The following is a 14,239-nucleotide window of genomic DNA, read 5'->3' on the forward strand; positions in this document are numbered from 1 at the left end:
CTCACCCTCACTCCGACGCCCACGCGCGCGCGCCGACCAGCATACCGGTGTGGGTGTGGGCGTCCCACCAGATCACGCGCAATAGCGGCGCCTGCTGCGCAATCAGCAAAGCCTGCACCGGATCGCTTTCCACGAAGTGCGTGACGCCGCCCGCGAGCGCCGCAGCCGCTTTGTGAGCGGCCGCACCGGCCGGGCTCTCGTCGTGCGTGCCGGGCGTGCGCATCACCAGTTGCATATGGCCGAAGCCGTGCCGCTCCAGCCACGCCTGCGTGCGCGCGCGGTCCATTTCAGGCCGGCCCGTGATGATCGTGCGAACCCGTTTGAGGTCGATGCCCGGAAGCACTTCGAACGGCAGCAGTGCATCGCGTTCGAGCAGTGCCGCCGCGAGATCTTCGTCGTAGCGCGCAAGCGGCACGTCGGGCAGCAGAATGCCGTCGAGGTCGATCGCATAAGTCGCGTAGTGGTGATCGTCTGCCATTGCCGGCGCATCGCCTGCTTCGACGCGCGCCCAGTCGTCGCGATAGCGCTCGGTGTAGGCCTGGCGTTCCCACGGGAATAGCGCGAAATAGCCGCGGGCGTCGATTGCATAGTCCGGCTGCGTGCGGCTCAGGTCGTCGACGGCGCCCGTCAGCGTCTTCACATCGAGGCCATGCTGTTTGAGGAACGCAATGCAATCCACCAGCGTAAAGCCGCGGCCCGCAATGTCTTCGCACAACAGGACCTTCGAGCCGGCCGGCGGGATGGGCAGCGTCGAGTCCCACGCCACAGTGCGCGACGCGCGGTCATAGCGCAGAAACGCAACCGGCGCGCCGGCCGAATGCGAAACCATCAGTGCAAGTGGAGCGCCGCCTCGCAGAATGCCGATTGCCATCGCAAAACCTTCGGCGAGCAACGCGGGTTGCAGCGATTCGATCCAGTGATCGAGTTGCTCATAGGTGAGGGGCAAAACCGGCTTGTTCATAACGCTCGTGAGGTCGCGCAACGCGTGTGGGAAAACCGCCGCCTGAAGCGCGACGCGCGTTGGCAGATAGCGCGGCGGTGGGCCTTCGTTTTTTCCTGCAAAGAATTTTGACGATATTATGCATGCCGTTCAGCGATCGCGCGTCGGGGTGGCGCGTGTGACGGCAGATGCGGGGCGATGCGCCGCAAGAAAAACAACAGACCACGGAATAAAAGAGCAGATGACCAAAGTAACTGCAAGACTGCAACGCAGGTTTGGCGCGCACGCACGCGCGCGGTGGGCCATGGGGTTGATGTTCGCGCTGACCGCCTGGAGCGTGCAGGCACAGACCGACGCGGCGGCGCTCTCGCTCGACGTCTCCGGCAAAATCGGCAAGACGAACGACGCGGCGCACCGTTCATATCGCTTCGCCGAGGCGCAGCTGCTTGCGCTGCCGGCCCACTCGATCACCACCGCCACGACGTGGACGCCGCGCTCCACCTTCACAGGACCGCTGCTCGCGGATATTCTGAAGACGGTTGGTGCGTACGGCACGCAGGTTGAAATCCGCACGCTCGACGACTACACCTACACGGTCCCAGTATCGGATTGCGACCGCTACGGCGTGGTTGTGGCGTACAGCATGAACGGCCGGCGCCTGAAGATCAGCGACTTCGGGCCCCTGTTCCTCATCTATCCGCGCGACGCGTTCCCCGATGAACTCGCGGGCGCCTCGGGCGATTCGAAATTCGTATGGCAGATCAAGGCACTCATAGTCAAGTAACGCGCCGTCCGTGGCGCCGGGTTTTATATGTGCTGATCTGGCTCACCGCGCTCGCCGCGCCGGCCGGCGCGATCGGCTATCTGCTCTACGCGAACCTGCTCAATCCGGGCACGACCGAGTCCCTCACAGGTTCGTACGACGGCTTCTATTGGGACGCGGCGCAACTGCAAATCGCCTACGCACGCTTCGAAAACCAGTTGTTGCTCTACCAGGCGGGCGTCGATGACGACTATCAGCGGCTCACGTTGCGCTACCAGTTGCTGCAATCGAAACTGCACGTCATGGAAGGCTCCACGCTGAGGCTCACGACGCAAGTCGCACTGGTGCAACGGCAACTCGACGAAATCCATGCGCTCGATCGCATGCTGACCGAGCTGGCGCCTCAGGTCGCGTCACTGCCCAACGATCGCAGCGGAGTCAACCGGATCGTCGCCCAATTGCGCCAGCACTGGAACGAAGTGAACGATCTCGCGCTGAGCCGCCGTTTCGCCGATGTCGCCGACCGCGAAGCGATGAACCGCGATTACATCGACAAGCGCCGGCTGCTTTTTGCAGGCGGCATGATCCTGCTGCTGCTGTCCGCCGCGGCGACGCTGCTGCTCGTGGTGAACGGCCGGCGCCGCACGCGCCTCATGCATCAGCAGCACGCGGCGCTCGAAGCCGAGCACCAGGCGAGCCGTGCGGCGCGCGAGGCGAGCCTCGCGAAAGACGCGTTTCTCGGCATGATCAGTCACGAGCTGCGCACGCCGTTGCACGCGATTGTGTCGTCGATCGAGTTGCTTGGCTTCAACTATCACTCTGAAGCCGACCGCAAGGTGATTCAGCGGCTCGAAACCGCAGCGCGGCATCTCGAAGCGCAGATGAAGGACCTGACCGATTACGCGCGCCTCGGCGCGGGCAAGCTCGAACTGCGTCACGAGCATTTCGAGCCGCGCGAGCTGCTGGCGTCGATTGTCGACGAACATGCCATGTCCGCCGCCGCGCGCGGCCTCACGCTCGAGAGCGAGGCGAGCGGCGTGAGCGGGCTCGTCGATTCGGACCCGCACCGGATTCGCCAGATCGTCAATAACCTCGTTACCAACGCCATCCGTTATACGGAAACCGGCACGGTGCGGGTGAAGCTGATGCAGCGGCCGGCGCTGCTGAGCTTCATAGTGAGCGACACGGGGCCGGGCGTGCCGCAGGCACAGATTCCATTGATCTTCGAAGAGTTCACGCAGCTGGACAGTTCGCGCACGCGCCGCTTCGAAGGCGCGGGCATGGGACTCGCAATCGTTCAGGGTCTCGTGAGGCTGTTCGGCGGCAGCGTTGAAGTGTCGAGCATGGTGGGCGAGGGCACTACGTTCACCGTGACCATTCCTGTTACGCCGGTCGCGTCTGCTCAGGCGCCCGGCGTCACCGCGCGGGCCGAGCCTGGCGGCGCGCGGCCCAGCGTGCTGATCGTCGACGATAACCGGCTGATGCGGGAGTCGCTCGGTGAAATGGTCGCGCATATGGAGTTCGACGCGCACGCGGTCGCCAATGCGGACGATGCTCTCGCGTGGCTCGATGCGCATCGTTGCGATGTCGTGCTGCTCGATCTGCACATGCCCGAACGCGACGGCTACGCGTTTCTCGCGGATCTGGCCGCGCGCGGCGGGCCGTCGTCGGAAGTGCCGGTGATCGTGGTCAGCGCTTATGCGCCGGAGGCCGGCGCGAAGCACGGCGGTGAGACAGAGAACGGCGCGCTGCCGTTCTTCGAGGCGTTATTAAAGCCGATACATTACGGTGATCTGCGCAACGCGTTGCAGCGCGCGCTGGCTTCCCGGCATACCGTCTAGGACAGCGCTGCGCGTTTCACGACCCGCTCAAGGCCGGTTCAGCCGCTTGGACAGATCGGCCACCAGAATCGCCATGCGCGCCGGCTTTTCGTAGCAGGCGACGTCGTAGTTGCGGATCACCTGGCTGATCTCCGATTCGCTCGCCTTGCCGGTCAGCAGCTCGCCGGTCAGCACGAAGATCGGCGCGTCGGGATTTTCCGACGCGCGTACCGCGCGAATCGCGGCCGCCGATGTCTGCGAGCCGAACAGCCAGTCGATCACGATGCCGTCGAACACCTGGGTTTGCAACTGTTCGGCAAAAGCCGAAAGGCCGTAAATCGCCACTGCGGTGAAACCGCTGCGCTCGAGATAATCTCGCAGATTGTCGGCGCTCGCCTGATCGTCGTCGACAACGGCGATGGTCGGCTTGTCCGTTTCCGCACGGCGCGGATAAATCTCGATCTTGTGGACTTCATACGCGCTCTGGTAGAGCGTGCCGTCGTGACGCGCAACGCGCCACTGGCCGAGCTTCGAGTACGCGACGAATTCCGGCCGGCTGCCCGGCTCGAGCGCGGCGCCGACCCAGGCGGTGCAGGGCAACTCGATTGCGCCGATGCAGAACACGGCCTCCTGCGCAATCGCGCCGACCATGCCCGGGTCGAGCGATTGAGCGCCGAACAGTTGCGCCGCGGGCTCGCCGTACACCTCGGCGACCTTCTTGATTTGCGACAGGGTCCACGGGCTATTGCCGCGCAACTTGCGGTGCCCCTGCGAAAAACTAAGATCGAGGATGCGGCAAAGTTCTGTGGTTTGCTGTCGCTTGCCGATTCCATGCCGGCTCATCAACTCGCGCACGCGCTCGGCGACTGCGATGGAGTCTGGTGAGTGTGTTTCGTTGGTCATACTGCGTGAAAATCCGCCGTCTTAAAGGGCTGTGGGGGCGATACGGCAGGCGTAGCGCGGCCGTGCATCATGGACACAAGGCAAAGCAGTACGCGGGGGGACAGCAAATGTACCGTAAAAACACCGCGGTCAGGGTTTTTGTAAAGGTGCCGCTGTTTCTGTCAGGGAAAGCCGGAAATTCGACAGATTTAACGGTCATACTCGCGCACCCGCTATGCGTAGCGCATAAAATGCATTTTACCGGCGAAACCGGACCGTATCCACCGAGCGCCCGGGGGCGACGTCAAGCCGCCGGCATCTTCGCAAGTTTCGTAGCGGAGTTCCTCAGACCCTTGAAGATCCGCTCGGCGACCTTGCCCGGAAATCGTTCGGGCAATTCTGCAGAAACCTGTTCTATCACGTTCGGCGTCTGCCCGATCAGGCGCTCGATCAGCGGTTCCGCGCTCGCGCCATACGAGCACTTGAGTGCCATCGTATTGAAGTGGCGCCGCTGCACGTCGCGAAAAGCGTCGTGCTTGCTGCGCGACCACATGCCCATTGCGAGGCGAGCCTTGAACCACGACCATTGGTTAGGTCCGTTGCCCTCCACCGGCCAGATGGACATGACGTCGTAGAGCGGCGTCAGCCGGTATTGGCCGCCCGCCAGCAGGCGAATACTGAAGTTTTTCGCGTGGCCGTCCGGCGCGGCGAGCATCCAGAAGAGAATCTGGCTCGCGAGCAGCGTCTCGATGTCTTGCGCGGCCGTGACCGACTGCTGCAGCACGCGCGCCAGATCCAGCACGCCAGGACCGCCTTCGTTCTCGTACTTGAGGTGCGAAGGTACGCCGTAGACCTGGCAAAAGTCTTCCTGAGGCAGGCGCAGCAGCCATTGCCCGCTCGAATGCAGTTGCCGGTCGAAACGCTCGACGCTCAGCACGCGTTGCTTGCCAAACGTCACGATTTCCGTGTTCGCTACCGGCAAGCCGTAAGCGCGCAGTATGCGCAGGCACAACCATTCGTTTTCGACCGACGTGCTCAGATCCGCCAGCTTGTTGCCGACGAGTCCGAGCGGCAGCTTGAAGATATGGGTGGTGGGCGTCGCGCCGTGCGGCCGTTTCCATTGTTCGTCGTGCCACAGCAGCGCAGTTTTCTCCTGTGCGCCGGCAAGCGAAATGCGGAAATCGTCGATTTCGTCTGTCGCGCCGAGCGCGGGTGCGCTGACGGTGCGCGTCAGCATGGTCTCGATCTCGGCGTCGGTCAGCGGCGTGCCCTCGATGCGGTCTACGCCCACCGGCGCATCGTCTTCGGGCAGCAACTGGACGGCGCCCACGCAGTCGCGGCCAATAGCCTGCAGCAGATCGAACGCGTCCAGCGTCTCGGTCCGGTAGCGCTGAGCGATACGCTTTCTGATGATGTCGCTGTCGGGCAGCAGGTTGTCGAAGTAGTTGAGCACCCGCGGCCCTTTGTGCGCGATGTTGCCGGGCATGAAAGGCAGCGAGAGCGACAGCGGCCGGCCGGCCGGCGAGCCGATCCATGTGGCGTCGTAAGAAAATTCCATCGGACCGCGGGCCGGAAGGCGCCACACGCCCACGCGTTCGCCGTTCGCCCAGACGGAAAGCGCGCGTGAATGAGTAGGGCGGGCCATGCTTACCATTCGGTGGAAAGCGTCGGCGCGGAGGCCGGCTGGTTTTTGTCGCGCAGCTGTAGTTGCAGCCCATAAGCACCGCACAGCGATAGCAGCTGGGCGACGGTCAGCGCGGCCGCGTCGGTTTCCCACGCCGAAATGCGGCTTTGGCTCACGCCCACTCGTGCGGCGGCTTCGGCCTGCGTAAGACCCGCTTGCCGGCGGCTTGCAGCCAGCAGTTGGGCAATCTGGTCTGGTGTGGCGATGAGATGGAGCATGGCAAAATATCCGTCGAACGAATAAATGCATTTTATTCGCCGTGCGAATATCTGGCAAATATTCGTGTGGCGAATAAACGCAAAATATCTGTGAGATATTTGCACATTATTCGTCTCGCAGATAAACCGCGTCCTCACTGAACTGCGCGGATCACGCGATTGACGAGCGGGTCCCGCAGGGCTCCGGGCGCCGTCGCCATTGCGGACAACCGGTTCGCCTGCGAAGATTACGCTCGCACTTAAAACCACTCGCCCGATGACCACGACTTATCCGCTGCACGCCGGCTTCAGCGTCGCCGACCAACCGTTTCCCAAGCACGCCGACGTCGTCATTGCCGGTGCCGGCATCATGGGTTGCGCAGCGGCCTACTATCTTGCGCGGCGCGGGTTGTCCGTGGCCGTACTCGACAAGTCGCGCATCGCCGGCCAGCAGTCGTCCCGAGCCTGGGGTTTCGTGCGCCAGCAGGGTCGCGAATCCGCCGAAGTCCCGCTGATGATGGCGAGCATACCGTTGTGGGAAACGCTCGAGCGTGAGTTGAACTTCGACCTCGAATGGCGTCAGGGCGGCTGCCTTTATGTGGCGAACAGCGAGGAGGACTGGACCTCCTTCCAGCAATGGATGGACGTCGCGCGGGAACACGGGCTCGACACGCGTACGCTCGATCGGAAGCAGATCGATTCGGTGGTGACCGGCATGCAAGGCCCGGCGCTCGGCGGTCTCTATACGCCGAGCGACGGTCAGGCCGAGCCGCGCCGCGCCGCTGCCGCATTCGCGGCGCGGGCGCGGGAAGCGGGCGCGCTATTTTTTGAAGGCTGCGGCGTGCTCGGCGTGGAGCGCGCGGGCGGCGCGATTGCCGGCGTCGTCACAGAGCGCGGAACCATCCGCACGTCGCGTTTCATTTGCGCGGCCGGCGCGAGCAGCTGGCGTCTTCTGAAAACACTGGGCCTGGAATTGCCGCAGCAGGCGGTGCGCGGCACTTGCATGCGCACGAATCCGTTGCCGCCCGTTACCGCGTCCACGTTCTGGGGACATGGTCTGGGCGTGCGGCAACGCGCGAACGGCGCGATCAATCTCGCCGACGACATGCAGGTCGACGTCGACATGACGCTCGGCCATTTCCGCGCGCTGAAATGGTTTCTGCCCGAACTGTGGAGTCAGCGCGAGAAGTTCAGTTTTCATCTGAACGGCGCCTGCTTGCGGGACTTGCGCGACCGGCTGCCAGGCAGCGTGCCGCAGAGCGAGCGCGTGCTGCATCCGCGGGACCCGCATCCGCAGCCTAACGTGAGCCACGCGCCTCGCGCGCTTGCCAAACTGCGCGCGCTGTTTCCCGCTCTGAAGGACGCGCAGGTGGTCGAGTCGTGGGCGGGTCTGATCGACGTGCTGCCCGATGGAATTCCGGTGATCGACGCCCCGCCGCAGGTCAGCGGTCTTACGATTGCCACCGGCTTTTGCGGCCATGGATTCGCGATGGGACCTATCGTCGGCAAGCTGCTTGCGGAAATGAACGACGGCGGGCAGGCGTCGCTGGATCTGTCGGCGTTTCGGCTGCAGCGTTTTTTCGACGGCACCATGCAGCGGCCCCGAAGCATGTTGTAAGCGCGTCTGCCGCCTTCGCGTCCCCCACTTTTCATTGATCGCGTCAGCATGAACGAACCGACTCTGCGCCACGCCGGCGTGCCGTATCACACGCAATGGGGCAGCCCCGAATGGGTTCGCCATATCGTCGAGCAGAACGGCGATCCTTGCGACGACCCCAGCTGGCAGAAGAGCGGCTTCTCGGACCCGGAGCGCTACCGCTTCTGGGCCAAACGCCTGTGCGGTCTGACGTGCCTTGAGTCCGCACTCGACTACTGGCGTATCGAACATCCGCCGCGCGCCGCGCTGCTCGACGAAGCGCTCGCGCGCGGCGTGTATCGAATCAGGGACGACGGCGGCGTCGACGGTCTTATTTATCACCCGTTCGCGGCGTGGGTGCAGCAGGCGTTCGGGGTGCGCGTCGACGTACTGTCAGAGGCGACGCTCGAAGAAATCGCCTCGCGTCTGAATTCGCGGACGCTCGCCGTTGTCTCCGTCAGCCCTGAGATCCGCTATCCGGAACGGCCCAACGAGCGCCGGGGCGGGCATCTGATTCTGCTGCACGGACGCGATGCGAACGGCGTGTGGTTCCACAATCCTTCGGGGATCGGGCCGCAACAGGCCGACGTTTATCTGCCGTTCGCGACAATGACGCGCTTTTACGCCGGCCGCGGGATGGTGCTTAGTGTGAGCGAGGGCTAAGGCGAAGGCTTGAGGCGAAGGCTGTACAGCGAGCGCGGCAGGGCAGGACGGCACGCGCAGCGAGCACAACCGGCGCAACCGCACAGCCCACACTTGATCGGGCCCGTTTTCTGCTGTCACGCGTTGTATCGACATTGCGATACAGGACCCGATATGACCAGAATCCACGCCTTGCTCGCCGCGAGCCTTTTCGCCATCGGCGCCGTTACCTCCGCAAATGCCGCGACACAGGACGAACAGGCCAAGGCTTGTCGCGGCGACGCGATGCACTTTTGCGCCGCGGACATTCCTAACAAAGCGAAAATTACGGCCTGCATGAAGCAGCACATCGACGAACTGAGCCCGCCGTGCCGCGCGATGTTCAAAGGCGGCAAAAAGTCCGGCGACAGCAGCGGGAATTCGGGCGCTTCTCAGTAAGTCGGCAGTGAGTCCGCTGTGAGCGAGCGGGACACGCGCGAAGGGAAGGCCGCGGGCGGAGTTGCAGCGCGATGACGGCTACCATCGTGATCGCCGTCATCGCCATAGTCTTCGTGAGAGAACTCATTGCGCGCTCTGAAGGCGGCGCGGCGTCGTAGAATCGCCTGTCTCCACTGCGACCAGACATCCGCTCATGACCCGTCCGACCACGCAGATTTTCGACGCCGCCGCGACAGCGCGGCTCACACCGTATGCCGCACTCGTCGACGCATTGAAGAGCGCGAGCATCGAGTACGCGCAGCAGCGCATAGCGAGTCCCGAGCGGCTTGTCGTGCCGCTGAATCAAGGCGGCATTTTGCTGTCGATGCCGGCGACCTCGCCGGATCTTGCAATCCACAAGCTCGTCAACGTGTGTCCCGGGAACGGGTCGCGCGGCTTACCCACGATACACGGCCAGGTGATGGCATTCGACGCCGACACGGGCGAGACGCTGTTCATCCTCGACGGCCCCACGGTCACGGGCCGCCGCACCGCGGCGATGTCGATGCTTGGCGTCCGGACATTTGCCGCGGCCGCGCCCCGCGAATTCGTGCTGATCGGCACCGGCACGCAGGCGCTGAATCATCTGGAAGCGATAGGCGAGCTGTACCCTGACGCGCGCGTGTGGGTGAAGGGCAGCGCGCCGGCTCGCGCCGAAGCGTTTTGCGCCGCGAATCGCGGCAAGGCATTCGAAGTCCGGCCGCTTGCGGATCCGGATGCAGCGCTGCCCGAGTCGGTCGACACGGTCATTGCGCTGACCACGAGCCGGCAACCCGTCTATCAGGAAGCGCCGCGTGCAAGCCGCCTCGTGATCGGCGTCGGCGCCTTTACGCCCGAGATGGTCGAAATCGGCGCCCGGACGATCGCGGACAGCGCACTTTTTGTCGACGACGAAGCCGGAGCAAAACACGAAGCCGGCGATTTCATCCAGGCAGGCGTGGATTGGAGCGACGTTCGGGGCATCGCGGCCGTGCTGGATAACTCAATGCCGCTGCCGGCTCGAACGCCGATCGTTTTCAAAAGCGTCGGCTGTGCCGCGTGGGATCTGGCGGCGTGCCGGGTCGCGCGCGAGGCTTTGGGCGGCGGCTGAGCCAGGCACGGCGAGGAGGGCGCCGCGCATCCTGCGCAGAGGACGCGACCGGCAGTTGCCTGGTAGCCCAGGTGGACCAGCTGCCGAGGCAACCTACTTAGGCCCGGCAACGCTAGTCGCATCCCGCTCAATAAGAAATCCCATCAAAACAGTGGCTTGCCGGGCCCCGTTGGCATATTGCGCCAATGTGCGGCGCATGTTGCCGTGCAAACAATCCCAAAACGTTGCACCATAGGCGTCTGCCAGAAAATTGTGCCGGTCAGCGCGCCGCGAGGCCGCCTGTCCACTTTTTCTGCCTTTGCCCCAGGCCTCGGCTTAAACGGCTCGAACGGCTCGAACGGTTCGAACGACCCAAACGGCCCGTTGGCTCCTGGCAACGCTTTCTTTCTCACGACGCTGCGACCGCGCTATGACGACCCAACACGCTTCTGCGACTCCCGACCTTCCGCTCGACATGATCATCTTCGGCGGCACTGGCGATCTGTCGTTTCGCAAGCTGCTCCCCGCGCTTTACATGGCGCATCTGCACTGCAACCTGCCGCCGGAAACGCGCATCCTGACGATCGGGCGCAAGCCGTGGTCGCGCGATGAGTACATCAACGAGTTCATGGAGCAGAAGGCCAAGCCCTTCATCGAAAAGAAAGCATTCGATGCCGCCGCGTGGGACAAATTTCTCGCGCTATTCGAATACGTGCGCATGGACGTGGACTCGCCCGAAGACTATCAGCGGCTGAAGGAAGCGTCGCGCGAAGGCGTCCGCCGCGTGTTCTATCTCGCGACGTCGCCCGATCTGTTCATGAACATTTGCGAGAACCTCTCGGGCGCGGGCCTCGTAGACGGCAACTCACGCGTCGTGCTCGAAAAGCCGCTCGGCCACGATCTGGCGTCCGCGCAGGAGATCAACACGGCGGTCGGCAAGCATTTCAGCGAAGCGCAGATCTACCGGATCGACCACTACCTCGGCAAGGAAACCGTGCAGAACCTGATGGTGCTGCGCTTCGGCAATCCGATTTTCGGCCCGCTGTGGCAGGCGCCGTATATCAAACGTGTGCAGATCACGGTGGCCGAAACAGTCGGCGTGGGCAGCCGCGCAGGCTTCTACGACAAAACCGGCGCGCTGCGCGACATGGTGCAGAACCACTTGCTGCAACTGTTGTGCATCGTCGCAATGGAGCCGCCTGTGTCGCTCGACCCGGACGCGGTCCGCGACGAAAAGCTGAAGGTGCTGCGCTCGTTGCGGCCCATGACGCCCGAGGACATCGCCCGCGATACCGTGCGCGGCCAGTACACCGCGGGTGCGGTAGACGGCGAGGCGGTGAAGGGCTATCTGCAGGAAGACAACGTGCCGGCCGGAAGCCGCGCGGAGACGTTCGTCGCTTTGCGCGCGCATATCAACAACTGGCGCTGGGCCAACGTGCCGTTCTTCCTGCGTACCGGCAAACGCATGCAGAAAAAGGTATCGGAGATCGTCATTGAATTCTCCGAACTGCCGTTCTCGATTATTCCGAGCGGCGGACGCAACTACGGCAACCGTCTCGTGATCCAGTTGCAGCCCGAAGAGTCGATCCAGCTGCAAATGCTCGCGAAGGAACCGGGCAGCGGCATGCACATGCTGCCGGTGAATCTGAACCTCGACTTGCAGCAGGCGTTCACCGAGCGTCGCGCGGAAGCCTACGAGCGTCTGCTGATCGACGTGATTCGCGGACGCCTCACGCACTTCATGCGCCGCGACGAACTGGAAGCTGCGTGGGCGTGGGCCGAGCCGATTCTCGAAGGCTGGGCCAAGTCGGGCGAGCGCCCGCGCAACTACACTGCGGGTACGTTCGGACCGGCTGCATCGACGGCACTGATGGCGCGCGAAAATGCGGTGTGGGCGGAGGAGTCGCAGTAAGCGGTCTTTTCTGTCGCACCATGAAAAACGGCCCGCTGAACCAATGCGGGCCGTTTTACTTGTAGCGAACTGACTTCAGGGCAACGAGATCGTCAGCGTGGCCGATTGCGGCCCCAGCTTGACCACCTGCGAATAGGGCGCCAATGTGCGCAACGTCTGATCGCGCAAATACGTGTTCAGGCCGAGATAGGCGAGCAGTCCGACCAGCGCGAACACCGCGCCGATCGACCACAACGGCACTTCGCGCTTCAGACGGTGCGCGACCTGATCGGGCAACGGCCAGTGCGGTGCGAACGGTGCACGCTTACCCTTCATGTGCGCGATTTCGTCGCCGATACGCGCGGTCAAATACGCAAGCTTCTCCGGCCCTTCAAGCAGATACTTGCCTTGAAAGCCGAGCAGCAGGCACATGTGGAACACCTCGAGCGATTGCAGACGAGCCGCGCCTTGCGCGCGGCATTCCTCGAGATACTGGAAAAATTTTTCGCCCGCGAGCTGCTCGCCGAACAGCACGAGCTGCAGCGGCCGCCGCTCCCATTCCGTGCGAATTTTGAAGGTGGACGACAACACCGACTCGTCTATCGCCGCACAGAACGCAAACTTCGACGCGTAGACATCTTCGGCGGAGGCATTGAGCTTTTTCGCGCCGCGCTCGAAGTCGCCGAGAAACTGCTGAATGCGCTGGCTGAATTCGTGCGCTTCGCCAGGCTCACGGCCGTTCTTCAACAGGAACAGCATGAAGAAGCCGTCGTACAGCAGGTCGAGCAGCGAACGGACCTGATAGCTCGGCTCGGTCGCCGGGGCGGGCGTCGCGGCAGGCGTGCTGCCGCCGAAGAGTGAAGGCGCGTAGCTCATGATGTAACCGCGATCAGTTCAAGTTGAAGATCGTTGATGCCCGAGGGCGCATAGATCATTGCGGATTGCGCCTGCAACATGCGCTCATACAGCGCGCCGCGCGGCTCGAAGGAGAAATAACACGCGCCCGGCCGCACGGGAATGGCAGGGGGCACCTGCGGCGTGTAGACGAGCCGCACGCCCGGCATGGCCGAGAGCACGAGCTTGTCGACGTCGTCTGGCGCGCCGACCTTGAAGCGTGCCGGTACCGCTTCGACCAGTTCGGCGGTGGGCATGTCGGCGGATACCGCAATATAGAAGAGCGTCTTGTCGTCGATCTTGCCCGAGTCCAGCCGCCCGGCATGGAACGACGGACGCACTTCTTCGAGCGCGATCGCGAAGTAGCGTGTGGAGATCACGGTTTCCAGCAGATCGCGCAGGATCATATCGAGCCGGGCAAAGCCGGGGCCCGGATCGTCGTGGCGATAAGCCGGCAGATCGGACAGCGCATAGCCCTTCGAAAACGTCATCAACTGGCCGGCGAGGCGCAGCAACTCCTGAAACAGCCGCTCCGGATGCAGCGCCGAATGCTGATACAGATGAGCGAGCGACGCGAACGCCGCGCTCGCCGTGTGCAGCAGCCAGAACGAAGCAATGTCGCCGGAACGGAACTCGATGATGTTCTTGGTCGGTTCGCGGTGAAAACCGTATAGCGCGTTGACCTTGGCCTGCAACGCGTCGATCAGTTGACGCAGCCGTTGATGCAGAACCGGCGAAGCGTCGATTGCGAGGCACGGCGGCACGAAGCTGTCGTCGATTTCAAAGCCCGACGTGGCTGTGCGGCGCACGCGCACGAGCGGCACCGAGAGCAGTTGATCGCGCGGCTCGCTGTGCGCAATCAGCTTGACACTCGTTTTGAGGAAGGTGATGTCGGCTTCGGCCGCGTCGGTGAAATGATCGGCGACGGGAGTCTGCTCACTGACGTAGCGCGCAACGAAGCCCGCGTTGTTGTCGTGCGAATAATTGGCGCCCGTCTCGCGCAACGGATGCAGCGCGAGATAAAACGTAAATTCGTTGATACCGTCGGGCAGCGTGTCCAACGCGATCGGCGGTGGCAGGTCGTCCGCTTGCGGCGCCGAATACAATGCGCCGTCGGGGAACACCAGCGAAAGCTCGCTGACACGCAGCACGTTGCTGCCAAGTGCGTCACGGTCGAAGCGCGCCGAACGTACGCCCCAGTTATACGGCTGGATAGCCTGAATGGACTCGAACAGGCGCGCCTCGTGATAGGCGTCCTGACGCTGAAAATGCTGCGGCCTCAGAAACAGGCCTTCCCCCCAGAGCACTTTTGCGGAATAACTCATCTCAAACCTGTTATATGGG

General features: G+C 63.4%; 13 protein-coding genes. 7 read left to right on the forward strand and 6 right to left on the reverse strand.

Features of this window, described 5'->3' with window-relative positions; translation table 11 throughout:
• Positions 1 to 7: 7 nt before the first annotated feature.
• Positions 8 to 961: a phosphoribosyltransferase gene (locus tag H281_RS0127515; protein WP_020070364.1), complete on the reverse strand. Its 954-nt coding sequence runs from the start codon at positions 959 to 961 to the stop codon at positions 8 to 10.
• A 220-nt stretch (positions 962 to 1,181) separates the two neighbouring features.
• On the opposite strand from H281_RS0127515, the gene H281_RS0127520 reads away from it, so the two are divergent.
• Together H281_RS0127520 and H281_RS0127525 are read left to right on the forward strand one after the other, a co-directional pair.
• Positions 1,182 to 1,724: a molybdopterin-dependent oxidoreductase gene (locus H281_RS0127520; protein ID WP_027804998.1), complete on the forward strand. Its 543-nt coding sequence runs from the start codon at positions 1,182 to 1,184 to the stop codon at positions 1,722 to 1,724.
• A complete protein-coding gene (locus H281_RS0127525; RefSeq protein ID WP_027804999.1) occupies positions 1,694 to 3,544 on the forward strand; it encodes an ATP-binding response regulator in 1,851 nt (616 codons plus the stop codon). The genes H281_RS0127520 and H281_RS0127525 overlap by 31 nt, the downstream gene beginning before the upstream one ends.
• 27 nt (positions 3,545 to 3,571) lie before the next feature.
• Here the strand turns inward: H281_RS0127525 and H281_RS0127530 are convergent, their stop codons facing one another.
• The 3 genes from H281_RS0127530 to H281_RS0127540 form a co-directional block, all read right to left on the reverse strand.
• Positions 3,572 to 4,426, reverse strand: coding sequence for a helix-turn-helix domain-containing protein (locus tag H281_RS0127530; protein ID WP_020070367.1), 855 nt, complete (start codon positions 4,424 to 4,426; stop codon positions 3,572 to 3,574).
• A gap of 283 nt (positions 4,427 to 4,709) precedes the next feature.
• Positions 4,710 to 6,050 carry a type II toxin-antitoxin system HipA family toxin gene (locus tag H281_RS0127535; protein ID WP_020070368.1) on the reverse strand — a complete coding sequence of 447 codons (1,341 nt, stop codon included), beginning with the start codon at positions 6,048 to 6,050 and terminating at the stop codon, positions 4,710 to 4,712.
• Positions 6,051 to 6,052: 2 nt separating this feature from the next.
• Positions 6,053 to 6,307, reverse strand: a complete 255-nt coding sequence (locus H281_RS0127540; protein ID WP_020070369.1) for a helix-turn-helix domain-containing protein — start codon at positions 6,305 to 6,307, stop codon at positions 6,053 to 6,055.
• A gap of 256 nt (positions 6,308 to 6,563) precedes the next feature.
• Here H281_RS0127540 and H281_RS0127545 point away from each other — a divergent pair, with 256 nt between their 5' ends.
• The 5 genes from H281_RS0127545 (at position 6,564) to zwf (ending at position 12,022) form a co-directional block, all read left to right on the forward strand.
• Positions 6,564 to 7,904 (forward strand): NAD(P)/FAD-dependent oxidoreductase, encoded by a 1,341-nt coding sequence (locus H281_RS0127545; RefSeq protein WP_020070370.1) that lies wholly within the window; start codon positions 6,564 to 6,566, stop codon positions 7,902 to 7,904.
• Positions 7,905 to 7,952: 48 nt separating this feature from the next.
• On the forward strand, positions 7,953 to 8,585 hold the full coding sequence (locus H281_RS0127550; RefSeq protein ID WP_020070371.1) for a C39 family peptidase: 633 nt from the start codon (positions 7,953 to 7,955) through the stop codon (positions 8,583 to 8,585).
• 153 nt (positions 8,586 to 8,738) lie between these two features.
• Positions 8,739 to 9,002 (forward strand): hypothetical protein, encoded by a 264-nt coding sequence (locus H281_RS0127555; RefSeq protein ID WP_020070372.1) that lies wholly within the window; start codon positions 8,739 to 8,741, stop codon positions 9,000 to 9,002.
• A gap of 193 nt (positions 9,003 to 9,195) precedes the next feature.
• On the forward strand, positions 9,196 to 10,131 hold the full coding sequence (lhpI, locus tag H281_RS0127565) for a bifunctional Delta(1)-pyrroline-2-carboxylate/Delta(1)-piperideine-2-carboxylate reductase (RefSeq protein ID WP_020070373.1): 936 nt from the start codon (positions 9,196 to 9,198) through the stop codon (positions 10,129 to 10,131).
• A gap of 409 nt (positions 10,132 to 10,540) precedes the next feature.
• Complete coding sequence (gene zwf / locus H281_RS0127570; RefSeq protein WP_020070374.1) at positions 10,541 to 12,022, forward strand: glucose-6-phosphate dehydrogenase; 1,482 nt, start codon at positions 10,541 to 10,543, stop codon at positions 12,020 to 12,022.
• A 75-nt stretch (positions 12,023 to 12,097) separates the two neighbouring features.
• Here the strand turns inward: zwf and icmH are convergent, their stop codons facing one another.
• Together icmH and tssK are read right to left on the reverse strand one after the other, a co-directional pair.
• Positions 12,098 to 12,877, reverse strand: a complete 780-nt coding sequence (icmH, locus tag H281_RS0127575) for a type IVB secretion system protein IcmH/DotU (protein WP_020070375.1) — start codon at positions 12,875 to 12,877, stop codon at positions 12,098 to 12,100.
• The gene (gene tssK, locus H281_RS0127580) at positions 12,874 to 14,220 is read right to left on the reverse strand and encodes a type VI secretion system baseplate subunit TssK (protein ID WP_020070376.1); all 1,347 of its coding nucleotides are present in this window, start codon (positions 14,218 to 14,220) and stop codon (positions 12,874 to 12,876) included. Before tssK ends, icmH begins: the two co-directional genes overlap by 4 nt.
• Positions 14,221 to 14,239 lie beyond the last annotated feature (19 nt).

This window comes from Paraburkholderia caledonica (assembly GCF_000383275.1).
GTDB classification, from domain to species: domain Bacteria; phylum Pseudomonadota; class Gammaproteobacteria; order Burkholderiales; family Burkholderiaceae; genus Paraburkholderia; species Paraburkholderia caledonica.

Excerpts from the sequence above, each read along its gene's own strand:
- H281_RS0127515 (WP_020070364.1), bottom strand. The coding sequence starts at position 961 with ATGAACAAGCCGGTTTTGCCCCTCACCTATGAGCAACTCGATCACTGG.
- icmH (WP_020070375.1), bottom strand. The coding sequence starts at position 12,877 with ATGAGCTACGCGCCTTCACTCTTCGGCGGCAGCACGCCTGCCGCGACG.
- H281_RS0127555 (WP_020070372.1), top strand. The coding sequence starts at position 8,739 with ATGACCAGAATCCACGCCTTGCTCGCCGCGAGCCTTTTCGCCATCGGC.
- lhpI (WP_020070373.1), top strand. The coding sequence starts at position 9,196 with ATGACCCGTCCGACCACGCAGATTTTCGACGCCGCCGCGACAGCGCGG.
- H281_RS0127550 (WP_020070371.1), top strand. The coding sequence starts at position 7,953 with ATGAACGAACCGACTCTGCGCCACGCCGGCGTGCCGTATCACACGCAA.
- H281_RS0127545 (WP_020070370.1), top strand. The coding sequence starts at position 6,564 with ATGACCACGACTTATCCGCTGCACGCCGGCTTCAGCGTCGCCGACCAA.
- H281_RS0127520 (WP_027804998.1), top strand. The coding sequence starts at position 1,182 with ATGACCAAAGTAACTGCAAGACTGCAACGCAGGTTTGGCGCGCACGCA.
- zwf (WP_020070374.1), top strand. The coding sequence starts at position 10,541 with ATGACGACCCAACACGCTTCTGCGACTCCCGACCTTCCGCTCGACATG.
- H281_RS0127535 (WP_020070368.1), bottom strand. The coding sequence starts at position 6,050 with ATGGCCCGCCCTACTCATTCACGCGCGCTTTCCGTCTGGGCGAACGGC.
- tssK (WP_020070376.1), bottom strand. The coding sequence starts at position 14,220 with ATGAGTTATTCCGCAAAAGTGCTCTGGGGGGAAGGCCTGTTTCTGAGG.
- H281_RS0127540 (WP_020070369.1), bottom strand. The coding sequence starts at position 6,307 with ATGCTCCATCTCATCGCCACACCAGACCAGATTGCCCAACTGCTGGCT.
- H281_RS0127525 (WP_027804999.1), top strand. The coding sequence starts at position 1,694 with ATGGCAGATCAAGGCACTCATAGTCAAGTAACGCGCCGTCCGTGGCGC.
- H281_RS0127530 (WP_020070367.1), bottom strand. The coding sequence starts at position 4,426 with ATGACCAACGAAACACACTCACCAGACTCCATCGCAGTCGCCGAGCGC.